Raw genomic sequence first — 16499 nt, 5'->3', positions numbered from 1 at the left:
GTGCCCTGATGGTGATGTGAAGTACACCACTGGGGTGTCGTCGGTTCCAGGCGGCGATGACATGAAGTGGCGGCGGAACGAACGGTTCCCGTTGGTCGTTTCCTACAAGCGGGGTGCGCGGGTGCGTTCGTACGTCCCCACCATCGAAGTCCCGTATCGTCTCGGGCACCACCATCGACACTCGGACTCGGGGGACGTTCATGCGCCTTGGCGACTTGATCGCGGTCGAGCGGCTGCACCTGCGCTTCCTGGCGGGGGCCGAGCACGCCGACCGCGAGGTGGGGTGGGCCTACACCACCGACCTGCTCGAACCGGAGCGGTACCTGCGCGGGGGCGAGCTGGTGCTGACGGGGATGATGTGGCACGAGGGGCCGCAGGACTCGGACCGGTTCGTGGCCTCGGTGCAGGCGGCCGGCGCCGTGGCGGTCGCCGCGGGGACGGCGCTGGGCTCGGTGCCGGACGACCTGGTGCAGGCGTGCGCGCGGCGGGGCGTGCCGCTGGTGGAGGTTCCGGCGGAGACGTCGTTCGGCGCGGTGACCGAGGAGGTGCTGGGGTCGCACACCCGGCGCAGGTTCGCCGGGCTGGCGCGCCACCGGGACCGCCTGCGCCAGGCGGTGGCGGAGGTGGCCGCGGGCGCGGACTTCGCCGAGGTCTTCGCGCGGGCGTCGGCCCAGGTGGGGGTGCGCGCGTGGGTGGTCTCCCCGACGGGCCGGCTGGTCGCCGGGGACGGGGCGGGCCTGGGCCGGGCCGAGCGCGAGTGGCTGGCCGCCCGAACGCTGTCGTGGCCGCTGCTGCCGCACACCACCCGTCTCGCCGGCGCCGGCGAGGCGGTGGTGACGGTGCGGGAGGCGGCCACGTCCCGGTCGCACCCGCTGTCGCGGTGGCTGCTGGTGTGCGCCGGCGACGAGGCGGTGTGGTCGGAGGAGGAGCGCGAGACGGTCGCGGAGCTGGCGTCGGTGGCCGTGCTGGCCCGGGGCCGGCTGGAGGAGAGGTGGAGCACCGAGGCCCGGCACCTGGAGGGGGTGGCCCGGCTGCTGGCCGCGCAGCGGTTCGACGAGGTGTCGGCGCTGCTGCGGGGCACCCCGCAGGGCGGGGGCGAGGACCACGTGGTGGTCAGCGCCGTGATGCTGCCCGCGCCGCGTTCGGGCGAGCTGGCCCGGCACGTGGTGGCGGAGCTGGTGGCGGACCTGCCCGGCGCGGTGGTGACCGGTGACGGGGACGGCGACACGCTGGCGCTGGTCCCGGTGGCCGCCGGCGGAGACCCCCGGGAGGCGGCCGAGCGGGTGCGCACGGTGCTGGTGGCCGGGGCGCGGGTGCTGGAGGGGGGCCTGCTGGACCACCGGCTGGCGCTGGGGTCGTCCTCGGCCGCGCGCGGCGTCCCGGAGCTGCGGGGCGCGGCGGTGGAGGCCCGGCACGCCCGGCGGCTGGCCGAGCTGCGCGGCGGCCGGTGGCGGGTGATCGCGGGGGCGGAGATCGACTCCCACGAGCTGCTGCTGGCCTCGGTCCCGGAGGAGGTGCAGAGCTCCTACCGGGAGCGGCTGCTGGGGCCGCTGGTGGCCTACGACCGGGACCACCGGTCGGAGCTGGTCGAGACGCTGGAGCGGTTCCTGGAGCACTCGGGGTCCTGGCAGCGCTGCGCGGCCTCGATGCACGTCCACGTGAACACGCTGCGGTACCGGATCGGCCGGGTGGAGGAGCTGACCGGACGCGACCTGAGCAGCCTGGAGCACCGGGTGGACCTGTTCCTGGCGCTGAAGCTGCGCGACTGACGCGCTCGGGCCGCCGTGTGTCGGCGGGGCGCGGTAGGGTGCGCGCCCATGGGCACGGATGTTTCTGGGAAGTCGTTGCAGGGCGCGGATCTGGCGGGGGCCGATCTGCGGGAGGAGTGGGCGAGCGCGCAGGGCGCTCCCCGCGAGCTGGCGGGGTGCGACCTGACCGGGGCCGACCTGCGCGGGGTGGACCTGGCCGAGGCGCGGCTGCGGGACTGCCGGCTGGACGGGGCGCGCCTGGACGGCGCGGAGCTGGAGGGGACGCACTTCCTCGGCGGGAGCGCGGCGGGCGCGTCGTTCGGCGGGGCCGAGTGCGCCGAGGCGCGGTTCGAGCGGGTGGACCTGGCCAACACCCGGTGGCAGCGGGCGCTGCTGACCGACGCGGTGTTCTCCGGGTGCCGCATGACGGGGGCGGGGCTGACGTCCCTGCGCGGGGTGGGGTACTCCTTCGACCACTGCAACCTCATGCTGGCCCGCTGCAAGGGCATCGACCTGCGCGGCCGGGTCCTGGAGGGGCTGCGGCTGGACGAGGCCGACCTCTCGGCGGCGGACCTGCGCGAGACGGTGTGGGTGGAGTCGCGGCTGCGCGGCGCCTCGCTGGTGGGGGTGAGGCTCGCGGGGGCCGACCTGCGCGGTGCCGACCTGGGCGAGCCCTCCCTGGAGCAGGCGCAGTACCTGCGCGGGGCCACGATCGGACCCGCGCAGGCGCGGCTGCTGCTGGGCGCGCTGGGGATCACCCTGGCCGACTGAGGCCGCGGGTCCTCACCCGCCCAGGGTCCGGCGCAGCCAGGGCAGGCGCACGGCCGCCGCCCGGCGGGACAGGTCGGCTTCCGGGACGAGCGTGTCGAACCCGTGGTAGGCGCCGGGCCACACGTGCAGCTCCGCCTCGCCGCCCGCCCGCCAGATGCGGGCGGCGTAGTCGACCACCTCGTCGCGGAACGTCTCGGCCGAGCCCACGTCCAGGAACGCCGGGGGCAACCCGGACAGGTCCGCGGCGCGGGCGGGCGCGGCGTAGGGGGAGACGTCGGGGCCGCCCGCGTCCGCGCCCAGCAGGGCGCCCCACCCGGTGGCGTTGGAGGTGCGGTCCCACACGCCCAGGCCCGCCATCTGGTGGGCGGACCCGGAGTCGTTGCGGTCGTCCAGCATGGGGTAGAGGAGCAGCTGCGCGGCGGTCCGGGGCCCGCCGCGGTCGCGGGCCAGCAGGGTGGTGGCGGCGGCGAGCCCGCCGCCGGCGCTGGCGCCGCCCACCACGACGCGGGAGGCGTCCAGGCCGTGCCCGGCCGCGCCGGCGACCAGGTGGGCCAGCCCGGTGTAGCAGTCCTCCACCGGCGCGGGGTGCGGGTGCTCGGGGGCGAGCCGGTAGCCGACGGAGGCCACCGCCAGGCCCAGCTCGCGGGCCAGGGCCAGCAGGCCGGGGACCTCCCGGCCGCGGTGGGTGCCCACGATCATGCCGCCGCCGTGGATCCAGTACAGCAGCCCGGCGGGCGCCCCGGAGCCGACCGGCCGCCACAGCAGCAGCGGCACCCCGGTGCCGTCGCCGCGGGGCGCGCTGAGGGCGTGCTCGGTGAAGGCGCCGCCGCAGGTGAAGTCGCCCCCGATCGGCAGGGCGGCGCGGGCGGCGCGGACCTCCTGGATGCGGTCGGGCGTGATGGACGGGGTGACCCGGTCGCCGAGCCGCTCCAGGGCGGCGGCGAGTTCGGGGTCGAAGGGCGGCGGTGCGGTCACCGGTGTCTCCCGTCGGTTCGGTGGTGGCCCCAGTGTGCGCCCCGCTCCCCGGGGCGGTCCGCGGCGGGGCCGCCCTGGGGAGCGCGGGGCCGGCTCAGGAGCCCAGGGCACGGGCGATGGCGAGCATCTCCCCGGTGCGCGCGGGGTCCCCCTCCTCCAGCGACCAGACCGTGTTCTCCAGGACCCGGACCAGGGTCCAGGAGCGGGCCCGGTCGCGGTCCAGTCCCGCGGCGTCGGTGAGCAGGTCGAAGCGGCGGCGCAGCAGGCGCGCGGCCCCGGGGCCGCGGGGCGCGCGGTTCCACAGGGCGGGCAGCAGCTCGTACCCCGGGTCGCCGGCCAGGGGCTTGGGGTCGATGGCCAGCCAGGGGCCGCGCCCGGCGCCCGGGAGCGGGGCCAGCACGTTCTGGTAGTGCAGGTCCCAGTGGAGCAGGCGGTCCCCGGGCTCGGCGGCCACGTCGGCGGCGACGCCCGCCCAGCGGTCCAGGGCGGCGGCGGTGCCGGCGGGCGGGCCGGCGGCCTCCAGCGCCCGGGCGCGCTCGACCAGGCGCAGGGTCATGGGGCCCAGGCGGCGCAGCCCGGCCGGGCCGGGAACGGCGTTGAGGCAGGCCAGGAGTCCGCCGACGACCTCCGCCGCCCGGTCGATGCCGTGGGTCCCGACGGTGGAGTCCAGGTCGCGGGTGTGGTCCAGGGCCTCCAGGAGCAGGGCGCCCGAGGCGGGGTCGCGGTCGAGCAGGAGGACCGCGCCGCGGCCGTCCCAGGCGCGCAGGGCGTCGGGCTCGCCGCGGGTCTCCTCGTCGACGGGCTGGAGCTTGAGCACGGCCGGGCGGCCGTCGGAGCGGGTGACCGGCAGGACGAGGGCGACGACGCCGTGCATCGCCGCGCCGGCGGGGGTCAGGTTCCAGGCGTCCAGCCGCTCCGCGGCCCGGCGGGGCAGGTCCGCGACCCACGCGGGTCCGCAGGAGCGGGCCAGGGCGGCGGCGACCCGGTCGGGGACGAGGGCGCTCACGGGGCGGCCCCGGGCGGGCGGGGGCGGGCGCCGCGGGCGGGGCCGGGCCGCCGCCCGCGGCGGGAGAGCGCGTCGACCATGCCCGAGAGCGCGGGCTTGGGCCGGTAGGCGGTGTCGAAGGGCAGGGCGGCGTCGGTGCCGGGGAACCACTCGGGGATCCAGGAGTGGGCGTCGGTGACGCCCCAGACGGTGACGTTGACGCAGCCCTCGACCTCCAGGCAGGCGGCCAGGACGTCGTGGTACTCCTGGCGCTGTTCGCGCAGGTCCTCGTCGGTGACGGGCGCGTCGACGCGCACGTCCAGTTCGCTGACGGCCACCTCCAGGCCCAGGTCGGTGTAGCGGCGCATCTGCTCGGCGAGGTCGTCGGGGACGTTGCCGTGCACGAAGTGGGACTGGAAGCCGACGCCGTGCACGGGCACCCCGCGCTCGACCAGGCCGGCGACCAGGTCGTAGAGGGCGTCGGCCTTGGGGCCGGCGCTCTCGATGCCGAACTCGTTGATGTAGAGCGCGGCGTCGGGGTCGGCGGCGTGGGCGCTGTAGAGGGTCCGGGCGATGTAGTCGGGCCCCAGGACCTCGTACCAGAGGTTGCGGCGCATCTGCGGTCCGCCGTCCTCCAGGGGCTCGTTGATGACGTCCCAGGCGCCGATCCGGCCGCGGTAGCGCTCCATAACGGTGGTGACGTGCTCGTGGACGACCGCGCTGAGCTCCTCGGCGTCCCAGTCGCCCTCGGCGAGCCAGGCGGGCTGCTGGTTGTGCCAGAGCATGGTGTGGCCGCGCACGCCGAGGCCGTTGTCGGCGGCGAAGTCGACGACGGCGTCGGGGCCGCTCCAGTCGTACTCGCCCCGCTCGGGCTGGACGTGCTCCCACTTCATGGTGTTCTCGGCGGTCACGGAGGTGTAGTGGTCCTCGACGAGGCCGCGGTAGCGCCGGTCGCGGTCGAGGGGGTCCACGGCCACGGCGACGCCCAGGTCGATGCCGTGGGACCGGGCGAGCGCGGGCAGGCGGTGGCCCTCCTGCTCGGGCTCGGGCAGGACGGCGACCAGGACGCCGGTGACGGTGAGGATCACCGCGCACAGGGCGGCGGCCAGGAGCACCCCCTTGCCGTTGACGGGCCCGGTCCCCCCGCCGCCGGCGGTGCGCTGCGCGGCCACCCCTCACCCCTCTCCCGTGGTGACGGGGAAGGAGGCCAGGCCGCGCAGGGTCGTGGTGGGCCGGTGGGTCGGTGCCCCGGCGGGGCGCAGCCCCGGCGCCCGCTCGGCCAGCGCGCGCAGGGCGATCCGGCCCTCCAGCCGGGCCAGCGGCGCGCCCAGGCAGTAGTGGACGCCGCCGGAGAAGGCGAGGTGGTCGGAGGCGTCGGCGCGCGTGATGTCGAAGCGGTCCGGGTCGGTGAAGCGGTCGGGATCGCGTCCGGCGGACGCGATCGAGCACAGGAGGTAGCCGCCCCGCTGTAGCCCGTGTCCCATGACGGTCGTGTCCCCGTTCACCCAGCGGGAGGTCATCTGCACCGGCGGGTCGTAGCGCAGGACCTCCTCCACCGCGTTCTCCGCCCGGCCGGGGTCGGCGGTGAGCAGGTCCCACTGGTCGCGGTGGCGCAGCAGGGCGGCGGTGCCGTTGCCGATGAGGTTGACGGTGGTCTCGAACCCCGCCACGAGCAGCAGGCGGCACATCGCGGACATCTCGGCCGGGGTGAGGCCGCCCCCGTCGACGGCGGCGGTCAGGTCGGAGACGACGTCGTCGCGCGGGTCGGCGCGGCGCAGCCGCATCAGGCGGTCGAACAGGTCGTCCAGCCGCGCGGAGGCCTCCCGGATGCGCCGCAGGTGGCGTCCGGAGCGGGCGCCGTCCAGCGAGGAGCCGATGGCGGCGCCGATCTCCACGAACGCGGCGCGGTCGTCGTCGGGGACGCCCAGCAGCCGGGTGATGACCGCGATGGGCAGGGGGTGGGCGAAGTCGGCCATGAGGTCGAAGCGGCCCCGGGCCAGGGCGCGGTCGAGCAGGTCGTGGGCGATCTTCTCGATCTCGACCGCGTACCGCTCCAGGTGGCGCGGGCTGAACGCGGGCCGGGCCAGGGCGCGCAGCCGGGTGTGCTCGGGCGGGTTGCGGGTGAGGAAGGAGAGGTCGATGAGGTCGATCTCGGCCGGGACGGAGCCCGGATCCTCCGGACGCACCCCCAGGGCGCGCTCGCGCAGGACCTGCTGGACGAGGGCGTGGGTGGTGGCGGTGCGGAACCCGAAGCGGCCGGTGACGAGGTCGCCCTGGGCGCGCAGGCGGCGGTGGGTGGGGTAGGGGTTCGCCCGCCACGGGTGGTGCAGCAGCCGGGAGACGTGGTCCCCCCGTTGGGCGGCCACCCAGGTCATCGCCTGGAAGGCGCGCAGGCGGGCGTCGGTCCGCAGGGAGCTCAGGACCTGCATGGGCACTCCTCTCGACTGTCTACGACCCTAGGCGGACCGGGGCCGCGGCGCGGGCGGTACGGGGAGTTGGCCGATCCAGGACAGGGGGGAACTTCGGGCGGCGGCGGGGCGTTGCCCGCGCACCGCGGGCCGGGCGGGCGGTGCGGCGCGGCGAACGGGCCGGGGCGCGACGGGTCCGCCGTACCCGCGGGGTTGGCTACGATCGCTGGGGTCTGGTGCACGTGTGGTGTGCGAGGCCCTGTCAGGCTCGGCGAATGCGGAAGGACTGAGGACGTTGGGTCCCCTTGAGAGCACCGATCCCGATCGCATCGGCCGGTACCGGCTGATCGGACGCCTGGGGGCGGGCGGTATGGGCCAGGTGTTCTTCGGCCGCTCCGCGGGCGGGCGCGCCGTGGCGGTCAAGCGGATCCACCCGCACATGGCGACCGACCCGGCCTTTCGCGAGCGGTTCGCGCGGGAGGTGGCCGCGGCCCGCCAGGTGAGCGGCGCGTTCACGGCGCCGGTGATCGACGCGGGCCCCGACGACGAGGTCCCGTGGCTGGTGACCTCCTACGTGCCCTCGCTGCCGCTGGACGAGGCGGTGGCGGCCCACGGGCCGCTGCCGGAGGCGACCGTCCGGGTGCTGGCGGCCGGGCTCGCCGAGGCCCTGGGCGAGATCCACCGGGTGGGGCTGATCCACCGCGACCTCAAGCCGGGCAACGTGCTGCTGGCCGAGGACGGGCCGCGGGTGATCGACTTCGGCATCGCGCGGGCCACGGACGGCACGGCGGCGACGCAGTCGGTGATCGGCACGCCCGGGTTCATGAGCCCGGAGCAGGTGCAGGGGGAGGCGCTCGCCCCGGCCTCGGACCTGTTCGCCTACGGCGCGGTGCTCGCGTACGCGTCCGGGGGGACGGGGCCCTTCGGCGAGGGGTCGATGCCGACCATGGTCATGCGGATCATCAGCCGCGAGCCGGACCTGTCGCGGGTGCCCGAGTCGCTGCGCCACCTCGTCGCGGCGTGCCTGAGCAAGGACGCGCGCGGGCGCCCCACCCCGGGCGAGATCCTGGACTACCTGGGCGACGTGCACGCGGGCGCGACGTGGCTGCCGCCCGCGGTCATGACGGGCGTGCAGGAGCAGGTCGCCAAGGTGAACCGGGCGCTGGCCGCCTCGGCGGAGCAGACCGGCACCCACGCGCGCGGCGAGGGCGGCCAGGACCCGACGCGGGTGTGGGGCGCGGCGGCGGCCGGGGGCGCTGCCGGGGCGGCGGCGGGGGCCGCCGCGGGCGCCTGGGGCGACGACCAGGCCACCCGGACCACTCCGCCCCAGGGCACGGACCAGGGGGCGACCTCGGTGCTGGGCCAGGGGCAGGCGCCGGGGCAGGGCCACGCGCCCACGCAGCGGTTCGACGCGGGACGGCAGGGGCAGCCCGGGTACGACGCCACGCGGCAGTTCGGGGCGGCGCAGGGCCAGGGCCAGGGGTACGACTCCACCCGGGGGATCCCCGCCGCCGGGCAGGGCCGGGACCAGGGCGGGGACGACCCCTACGCCGACCTGTACGGCGGGCGGCGCGGGGAGCCCGCGGCCGACGCCGACGAGCTGCGCCGGCGCGAGTACGACCGGCACCAGGAGCAGCTGCGCGTCCAGCAGGAGCGCCAGGAGCAGGAGCGCCGCCGCCAGGAGGAGTACGCCGCCCAGCAGCGCCGCCGCCACGACGAGCAGGTGGAGCGCCAGCGCCGCCAGGAGGCCGACCGCGCCCACCGCGAGCGGGTGCGCGCCGAGCAGGACGCGGCCCGGCGGGCCCAGGCCGAGGCCCGCGAGGCGGGTCGGCCGAGCCTGTGGAGCTTCGCCAAGCTGCTGCCGCTGCTCGTCCTGCCGTTCATCCAGATCCCGCTGGGGTACGGCGCCGCGCTGGCGTGGGCGTGGTTCACGACCGAGACGGACGTGTGGACCGGTGCGGGCTTCGCGTTCGAGCCGCTGACGATGGACGGGTTCTGGCACGCCACGATGCTGGGCTACTTCCTGCTCAACAACCTGGTCTCGCTGGAGTTCCTGGTGCGGTCGCTGCGCACCTCGTTCGTGACCGGAGCGGTGCTGGCGCTGGGCGTGATCGCGGCGACGAACTTCCTGCTGTACGGCTTCGGCTTCTGGGGCTGAGGCGGACCGGCGTCGGCGCCGCGGCCCCGGCGCGCGCGGCAGGGGCGGGCGCGACCGCCGCGTCGTGGTCACCCCCACCGGCGTCCCCGCCGAGCGCGCCGCCGAGGTGTTCACCCCTCCTGCGCGAGCCGGGCGGGGTCCACGCCGACCACGGCGCGGACCGGCCCGCCCTCCTCGCCGGGTGCCCGGTCCGCGCCGCGCCCGCGCCGGACGCCTCAGGCCGGTAGCGTGCCGCGCTCGCGCAGCAGCGCGTGGGCGCGGCCGATCGCCTGCGGGGTGGTGTCCAGCACCAGCCCGCGGGCGTACAGGCCCTCGATCGCGGACCGGGAGCGCAGCGCCCGCTCGTGGTCGGGGCGCACCCCCGACAGCAGCACGGTGATGCCGCGCCGCTCCAGGCGGCGCACGGCGTCGTCCAGCACCATCGCGCCGGTGGCGTCCACGGTGCTCAGGTGGGACATGCGCAGGACCACCGCCGAGACGTCGGCGACCTCGGTCAGCTCTAGCAGGAACCGGTGGGCGGCGGCGAAGAACAGCGGGCCGTCCAGCCGGTAGGCGACGATGTGCTCGTCGAGCAGGGCGCGCTCCTGGGCCCCGTGGTCGCCGTGCAGGCCCTCGGCGAGTTCCACGCGGTCCAGGCGGGCGCCGCGCGCCACCGCGCGCAGGGCCAGCAGCGCGGTGACGGCCATGCCGACCAGGACCGCCGTGACCAGGTCCAGGGCCACGGTGGCCACCGCGGTCAGCACCAGGACGGCGGCGTCGCCGCGGGTGGAGCGCATCAGGACGCGCACCGAGCCGACCTCGACCATGCGCACGGCGGTGGCCAGCAGGACGCCGCCCAGGGCGGCCAGCGGCACCAGGGAGACCAGCGGCGCGAGGGCCAGGACCACCGCGGCCAGGACCACGGCGTGGGTCATCGCCGCCAGGCGGCTCACCGCGCCGGAGCGCACGTTGACCGCGGTGCGGGCGATGGCGGCAGTGGCGGGCACGCCCCCGAAGAACGGCACGACGAGGTTGGCCACGCCCTGCCCGAACAGCTCGCGGTCGGGGTCGTGGCGCTCGTCCACCCGCATGCCGTCGGCGACGGTGGCCGACAGCAGCGACTCCAGCGCCGCGAGAGCGGCCACGGCGACCGCCGCGCCCAGCAGCGGACCCGCCGCGGCCGGGTCGAGGAAGCCCGCCGACGGGGCGGGCAGGCCCGCGGGCAGCGCGCCGATGGCGGGCGCCGAGAGCGGGGTGAGGTGCACCAGGGCGGTCGCGGCGGCCACCGCCGGCAGGGAGAACGGGACGGCCGGCTTCCAGCGGGCGCCCAGGAGCATGGCCGCCGCCGTGCCCAGCGCGATCGCCGGGGGCGTCCAGTCGGGGTCGGCGGCGAAGTCGCGGACCAGCCGCCAGGCGCCCGCAGCCACGTTGTGGCCCCCGTCCTGGGGCAGGCCCAGCACGAAGGGCAGCTGCTGGAGGGCGATGACCGCGGCGATGCCCAGGGTGAAGCCCTCGATGACGGGGGCGGGCACGTAGCGCATGGCGCGCCCGCCGCGCGCCCAGGCCAGGGCCAGCAGGATCAGCCCGGCCATGAGGCCGACCATCAGGACGCCCGAGGGGCCGTGGGCGGCGACGATGGGGACCAGGACCACGGTCATGGCGCCGGTGGGGCCCGACACCTGGAGGTTGGAGCCGCCGAAGAGGGCGGCCAGGAACCCGGCGACGATCGCGGTGGCGATGCCGGCCTGGGCCCCCAGCCCCGAGGAGATGCCGAAGCCCAGGGCCAGGGGCAGGGCGACGAGGGCGACGGTGACCCCGGCGAGGAGGTCGCGGCCGGGGGCGCGGCGCATCGCGGCCAGGTCGGTGCGCCCGGGGAGCGGGGAGGGGAGGCGGAACGGGGGGCGCGTGCGCCCGGGGCGGCTCATCGCGCGGTGCCCCCCTCGTCGCCTCCGGTCAGCAGGTGGGCGCGCTCGTCGTTGAGGTCGGTGAGGATGCGCCGGGCGGTGCGCAGCAGGTCGGCGACGTCGGGGCCGGCCAGGGCGTATACGACTCCCGAGCCCTCGCGGCGGGAGGTGACGATGCCCGAGCGGCGCAGCACCGCGAGCTGCTGGGAGAGGTTGGAGGGCTCGACCTCGGTGTCGGCGAGCAGGTCCCGCACGGGGCGCGGGCCGTCCTGGAGGAGCTCCAGGACGCGGATGCGCACGGGGTGGCCGAGCATCCGGAAGAACTCGGCCTTGGCCTGGTACAGGGGACGGTGCACGGGCTGTCCTCGGGTGGGGTTCGGGATCGCCTTCAGCTTATGCCCATATGAAGAATTCTTCACATCATCATCCGGAGGCGCCGACCGGGCACGGGGAGCCCCCGGTCGGCGGGGGCCGCCGACCGGGGGAGCGCGGGCCCCGGGTTCAGACGCGGACGGGCAGGCCCTCGATCTCGGTGACCCGGTGGTGGACGGGGCGGCTGGGCTCCAGCGCCGAGCAGGTGGCGGGGCAGGCGTCCCCCTCCTCGCGGGCCACGGAGACGGTGTACAGGCCCCGGTCGTGGCCCAGGGTGACGCGGACGCCCTCGGGGGTGTCCTCCTCGCCCAGGTGGGTGACCTCGTCGGTGCCCACGGCGCCCAGGCGGGCGCGCAGCGCCGCCTCGGCGGCCTGGACGGCGGAGGAGTCGCTGCACCGGCCGCGGAAGTTGCCGGGCACGATGCGGCCGCGCTCGAACGCGGTGACGGTGTCCACCGCCGAGTCCGGGTCCAGGCGGCCGAAGTAGGCCCCCTGGGGCAAGGCGACGAGGTTGGCGGCGAACCGGTCGCCGCCCACGTGCGTGGTCTCCCACACCTCGGCCTCGCTGCCGGCCAGGGCGGCGGCCACCGGGCGGCCCAGGACGGCGCAGCAGGGGTCCTTCTTGGCGTGGGTGCACACCAGGTACAGCGTGTGGTCCACCGGGACGCCGAAGTCCGGCGGCTCGGGGCGCTCGGCGGCGGTGACGTCGATGCCGGCCAGCTCGGCCTGGTCGGTGAAGTCGATGCGGCGCACCCAGGGGGAGGTGCGGCTGACGTGGGCCAGGTAGGCGCGGCGCGGCCCGTCGCCGCCCCGCTGGGCGCCGGGGCGCTTGATCAGCTGGGGCCGCACGTCGTGGCCGGTGATCCGGGCGGCCAGGGCGGAGACGACGTCGCGGTCCAGGCCGGGGCTGGAGAAGGCGGGGTGGCGCCAGGGCCCGGGGTGCTCGATGAGCAGCCATCCGACGGTGCGTCCGGCCGTCCCGGCGATCTGCTCGCCGGTGTAGCGGGCCAGGGCCGAGCAGCCCCGGCTGCCGTCCGGGGCGGTGGGTAGGCGCACGGGTCGGTCCAATCGAGGGCGGGGAAGGCGAACGGGCGCGCGGGGGTCCGGTACGTACCCGGACGCGCTCACGCGACGAAGTTAGGTTAGCCTATCCAAGTCACTGCTGTTGTCATTGTGAACCGTGTCGAGTGCTGTGATCAGAGAGTCGCGTGAGGCGGCCACGTGCGCCTCGGCGTGGCGGGCGGCGCCCTCCGCGTCCCCCCGCGCCAACAGGTCCACCAGAGCCCGGTGCTCCGCCAGCGAGGCGCGCCGGTAGTACGGGCGGTGGCGCGCCCGGGCGAGCCGGAACAGCTGGACCGGGGAGCGCAGCCCCTCCCAGGCCCGCACCAGCCGGGCGTTGGCCGCCATCTCGTAGACCAGGTCGTGGAAGCCCAGGTCCAGGCGGAGCAGTTCGGCGGGGTCGGCGCCCCCGTCCAGCGCCCGCTCCAGGGCGTCGGCCAGGTCCGCCAGCGCGGCCAGCTGCGCCTCCGTGGCCCGGGTGGCGGCGCGGTGGGCGGCCAGCCGCTCCAGCGCGCCGCGCACGGTGTAGACCTCGTCGGCGTCCTCGGGGGTGAGCCCGATGACGCGGGCCCCGCGGTGCCACTCGCTGACCACCAGGCCGTCGCGCTCCAGCAGGGCCAGCCCCTCGCGGACGGACCCGCGGCTGACGTCCAGCAGCGCGGCCAGCTCGACCTCGCGCAGGGGCGAGCCCGGGGGCGGGGTGCCCTGGAGGATGGACTCGCGGATGCGGTCGGCCGCCTCGTGGGCGAGACCGCGCCGCCGGGCCCTGCGCATGCGTCTCCTCGGGTGGCGGGGTGCGGGGTGCTGGGAAAGTGTAGGGCGCACACAGTGGAAAGTCGGACCCGTTCGGGTCTCGGTCCGGTTGCGGGGGGTGGCGGCGTGCCCCCGTTTTGTTGACATTCGGACAAGTTCCGGCCGACTATGGGGCGCGCGGCCGTCGCGGTCCGGATACCGTCCTGATCCGGAACGCGGCGGTCGCGCCGCGCTCAGGACGGGGCCGAGATCCCGCCGTCGCTGCTCAGCAGGCGGCCGTTGATCCACCCCCCGCGCGGCGAGCACAGGAACTCGACCAGGTCGGCGGTGTCCTGCGGGGTCCCGAGGCGGCCCAGCGGGGTGTACCCGGCCGTCTCCTCGCGCACCTCGGGTGTCATCCAGCCGGTGTCGACCGGCCCGGGGTTCACCGCGTTGGCGCTCACGCCCAGGTGCGCCAGCTCGCGGGCCGCGGCGAGGACGATCCGGTCCAGCGCCCCCTTGCTGGCTCCATAGGGCAGGTTGCCCGCGGTGTGGTCGCTGGTCAGCGCGACGATCCTGCCCGCCCCGCGGGGGCCCTCGAACGCGCGGGCGAAGGCGCGCACCAGCAGCCAGGAGGCCCGGGCGTTGACCGCGAAGTGGCGGTCGAAGGACTCCACGCCGGTGTCCAGCAGCGAGGTGGCCACCGACTCGCAGTGGCACAGCACCAGGGCGGTGGGCGGTCCCATCTCGGCCGCGACCCGCTCCACGACCCGGTCGGGGACCGCGGGGTCGGCGAAGTCGGCCTCCAGTGCGAGGTGCGCGGCCCCGTGCCCGGCGAGGCCGTCGGCGACCGCGGCGGCGGCCCCGGGCTCGGCGCCCCAGGGCATGCGCGCGTCGTAGGGCGTCCAGTGGGTGAAGGCGATGTCCCACCCGGCCGCGGCCAGGCGCAGGGCGACGGCGGCGCCGATGCCGCGGGTGCGGCCCACCCCGGTCACCAGGGCCACGGGGCGGGCGGAGCGTTCGGCCTGTAGGCCGTGGTCTCGTGTCATGGGGGCCATGGTGGCGGCGGGCGGGCCCGCCCCGCAAAGGGTTTCCCGCTCAGCCGGTCAGGTCGGGGATCAGCCGCGGCCCGTGGCGGCGCACGTGCTCCAGGAACGTCGCCACGGCCGGCGGCGTGTACCCGCCGCCGGACCCCCGGGCCGGGTGGACCACGCCGATGGGGCGCACCGCGCCGGGGTCGGACAGGGCCAGCTCCACGGTGCCCGGCAGCGGTCCGCGCGGACGCGCGGGCAGCACCGTCACCCCCAGCCCGGCGCCGGCCAGCCCGCGCGCCGTCGCGATGTCGTCGGCCTCGAAGGCGACCTTCGGGGTCAGGGCGGCCCGGTCGGTGATCAGGTCCGTCAGGTGGCGCACCCCGCGCCCCGGCTTGAGGAGCACGAACTCCTCCCCGGCGACCTCGGCCAGGGCGACCGCGCGGCCGGCGGCGGCCAGCCGGTGGTGCTCGGGCACCACCAGGCGCAGCGCCTGGGTGTGCAGCACGGTGGACTCCAGGAGCGGGTCGGCGGGCAGCGGCGAGGTGAGCGCCAGGTCGGCGCCGCCCGCGGCCAGCCGGCGCAGGGAGTCAGCCCAGGGCTCCTGCACCAGGGTGAAGCGCACGTCGGGGCGGGCGCGGCGGAAGTCCCGCAGCAGGGCGGGCACCACCTCCACGCCCAGGGTGGGCAGGAAGGTCAGGCCGACGCGGCCGCGGTCGGCGTCGGTGAGCTCCCCCACACCGCGGGCGAGGTCGGCCAGGGCCCGCTCCACGTGCGGCAGCAGCAGGCGGCCCGCACGCGTCAGCCGCACCCCGCGCCCGGTGCGCTCGACCAGGGTGAGCCCGGTGTCCTCCTGGAGGCGGGCGATCGCCCTGCTCAGCGTGGGCTGGGGCATGCCCAGCACCTCGGCGGCGCGGGTGACGTGCTCGGTCCGCGCCAGGGCGGCCAGCATGTGCAGGCGGGGGGCGAGCAGGCGGGTGACGCGGTCGGCGTCCTCGGATTCCATGCGATCCAGTATGGGTCAGAGCGTGTTCATGCATTGGACGTATGGGTCCGCGGGTTCCTAGCGTGGGCGCATGGAGACGGCGCACCCCTTCGACGACCGGCCGCGGGCCGGGTCGCCCGAGTACCGGCGGACCGTGGTGGCCATGGTGGCCGTGGCGGTGGCGACCTTCGCCCAGCTCTGGTCCGTGCAGCCGGTCCTGCCGGAGATGGCCGCGGACCTGGGGGAGTCGGCCGCGCGCGTGTCCCTGACGGTGTCGGCGGCCACCGGCGCGCTGGCCGGGTTCGCCCTGGTGTGGAGCGGCCTGGGCGACCGGTTCGGCCGCACGCGCGTCATCGGGGCCTCCCTGGCGGTGGCCACCCTGGTCGGGTGCGCCGCGCCCTTCGCCGGTGACCTGTGGCTGCTCGTGGCCCTGCGCGCGGTGCAGGGGGCCGCCCTGGGCGGGGTGCCCGCGGCGGCGGTGGCCCACCTGTCCGAGGTGCTGCACCCGGCCGACGCCGCCCGGGCGATCGGCGTGTACATCGCCGGGAACCCGCTGGGCGGCATGGGCGGGCGCCTGGTCTCGGGGTGGGCGGCCGCCGCGGGCGGCTGGCAGTGGGGGGTGGCGGCGACCACGGCGGTGGGGGCGGCGGCCTGGCTGGTGTTCGTGTGCGCGCTGCCCCGCCGGTCCCGCGGCGCGCCCGCCGCCCGCTCCGGCGGTGGCGGCGGCCGGGCCCGGTGGCGGGCGGCGCTGGCCACTCCGGGCATGGCCGCGCTGTACGCCCAGGCGCTGCTGCTCATGGGGGCCTTCATGACGGTCTACAACCTGCTGGGCTTCCGGCTCACGGGGGAGCCCTTCGGCCTGTCGCAGGCGGTGGCGTCGTCGCTGTTCGTCGCCTACACCGCCGGGATGGCCGGGTCGGCGTGGTCGGGGCGGGCCGGGGCCCGGTGGGGCCCCTACCGGGTGCTGGCGGCCTCGGCCGCGGTGATGGGCGCCGCGGCGGCGGTGCTGGCCGCGCCCTGGCTGCCGGTGGTCGCGGCGGGCCTGGTGGTGTTCACGTTCGTGTTCTTCTGCGCGCACGCCACCGCCTCGGCCTGGGCGGCCCGCCGGGCCGGGAGCGGCCGGGCGCAGGCCTCGTCGGTGTACACGCTGGCCTACTACGTCGGGGCGAGCCTGCTGGGCTGGGTCGGCGGGGTGTTCTACGACCACTGGGGGTGGGGGGCGGCGCTGGCGTTCGCCGCGGCCCTGTGCGCGGCGGCGCCGCTGGCGGGGCTGGGCCTGCGCTCCCGGGGGCGCGCCCCGGCGACCGGTCCCGGGGGCTCCCCGGCCGCGCCGCGGGACGGCGCGGCGGCGCGGGAGGGGGAGAAGCCGCCCAAAGTGGTTTAAGATTCAAC

14 protein-coding genes are annotated in these 16499 nt (G+C 77.0%); 4 read left to right on the top strand and 10 right to left on the bottom strand.

The features are described 5' to 3' along the window. Positions 1–200: 200 nt before the first annotated feature. Both BUE45_RS01600 and BUE45_RS01595 read left to right on the top strand, forming a co-directional pair. Complete coding sequence (locus BUE45_RS01600) at positions 201–1769, top strand: PucR family transcriptional regulator (RefSeq protein ID WP_073374142.1); 1569 nt, start codon at positions 201–203, stop codon at positions 1767–1769. A 48-nt stretch (positions 1770–1817) separates the two neighbouring features. Beyond that, positions 1818–2519 (top strand): pentapeptide repeat-containing protein, encoded by a 702-nt coding sequence (locus BUE45_RS01595; protein WP_073374140.1) that lies wholly within the window; start codon positions 1818–1820, stop codon positions 2517–2519. Between the two features lie 12 nt (positions 2520–2531). On the opposite strand, the gene BUE45_RS01590 is transcribed toward BUE45_RS01595, so the two are convergent. The 4 genes from BUE45_RS01590 to BUE45_RS01575 all read right to left on the bottom strand — a co-directional run bounded on the left by BUE45_RS01590 (position 2532) and on the right by BUE45_RS01575 (position 6908). Next, entirely contained in the window at positions 2532–3494 is a 963-nt protein-coding gene (locus BUE45_RS01590; RefSeq protein ID WP_073374139.1) for an alpha/beta hydrolase, read from the bottom strand. Between the two features lie 94 nt (positions 3495–3588). Beyond that, positions 3589–4500 (bottom strand): aminoglycoside phosphotransferase family protein, encoded by a 912-nt coding sequence (locus BUE45_RS01585; protein ID WP_073374137.1) that lies wholly within the window; start codon positions 4498–4500, stop codon positions 3589–3591. Continuing rightward, positions 4497–5651, bottom strand: a complete 1155-nt coding sequence (locus BUE45_RS01580; RefSeq protein ID WP_281256317.1) for an endo-1,4-beta-xylanase — start codon at positions 5649–5651, stop codon at positions 4497–4499. The genes BUE45_RS01585 and BUE45_RS01580 overlap by 4 nt, the downstream gene beginning before the upstream one ends. A 3-nt stretch (positions 5652–5654) precedes the next feature. Continuing rightward, positions 5655–6908 carry a cytochrome P450 gene (locus tag BUE45_RS01575; protein WP_073374135.1) on the bottom strand — a complete coding sequence of 418 codons (1254 nt, stop codon included), beginning with the start codon at positions 6906–6908 and terminating at the stop codon, positions 5655–5657. 274 nt (positions 6909–7182) lie between these two features. Here BUE45_RS01575 and BUE45_RS33715 point away from each other — a divergent pair, with 274 nt between their 5' ends. Beyond that, complete coding sequence (locus tag BUE45_RS33715) at positions 7183–9045, top strand: serine/threonine protein kinase (protein ID WP_073374133.1); 1863 nt, start codon at positions 7183–7185, stop codon at positions 9043–9045. Between the two features lie 215 nt (positions 9046–9260). On the opposite strand, the gene BUE45_RS01565 is transcribed toward BUE45_RS33715, so the two are convergent. The 6 genes from BUE45_RS01565 to BUE45_RS01540 all read right to left on the bottom strand — a co-directional run bounded on the left by BUE45_RS01565 (position 9261) and on the right by BUE45_RS01540 (position 15128). Next, positions 9261–10949, bottom strand: a complete 1689-nt coding sequence (locus tag BUE45_RS01565; RefSeq protein WP_073374131.1) for a SulP family inorganic anion transporter — start codon at positions 10947–10949, stop codon at positions 9261–9263. Next, positions 10946–11284 carry an ArsR/SmtB family transcription factor gene (locus BUE45_RS01560; protein WP_143173231.1) on the bottom strand — a complete coding sequence of 113 codons (339 nt, stop codon included), beginning with the start codon at positions 11282–11284 and terminating at the stop codon, positions 10946–10948. The genes BUE45_RS01565 and BUE45_RS01560 overlap by 4 nt, the downstream gene beginning before the upstream one ends. A gap of 145 nt (positions 11285–11429) precedes the next feature. Then, positions 11430–12356 (bottom strand): sucrase ferredoxin, encoded by a 927-nt coding sequence (locus BUE45_RS01555; RefSeq protein ID WP_073374129.1) that lies wholly within the window; start codon positions 12354–12356, stop codon positions 11430–11432. 81 nt (positions 12357–12437) lie between these two features. Beyond that, a complete protein-coding gene (locus BUE45_RS01550; RefSeq protein ID WP_073374127.1) occupies positions 12438–13133 on the bottom strand; it encodes a GntR family transcriptional regulator in 696 nt (231 codons plus the stop codon). Between the two features lie 212 nt (positions 13134–13345). After that, positions 13346–14140, bottom strand: a complete 795-nt coding sequence (locus BUE45_RS01545; protein ID WP_073375262.1) for an SDR family oxidoreductase — start codon at positions 14138–14140, stop codon at positions 13346–13348. A gap of 49 nt (positions 14141–14189) precedes the next feature. Further along, on the bottom strand, positions 14190–15128 hold the full coding sequence (locus tag BUE45_RS01540) for a LysR family transcriptional regulator (protein ID WP_073374125.1): 939 nt from the start codon (positions 15126–15128) through the stop codon (positions 14190–14192). A 70-nt stretch (positions 15129–15198) separates the two neighbouring features. On the opposite strand from BUE45_RS01540, the gene BUE45_RS01535 reads away from it, so the two are divergent. After that, complete coding sequence (locus BUE45_RS01535) at positions 15199–16491, top strand: MFS transporter (protein WP_073374123.1); 1293 nt, start codon at positions 15199–15201, stop codon at positions 16489–16491. Positions 16492–16499: the final 8 nt, after the last annotated feature.

The organism is Nocardiopsis flavescens (assembly GCF_900141985.1).
Classification (GTDB): domain Bacteria; phylum Actinomycetota; class Actinomycetes; order Streptosporangiales; family Streptosporangiaceae; genus Nocardiopsis; species Nocardiopsis flavescens.
This window is presented reverse-complemented; position numbering and strand designations above follow the sequence as displayed.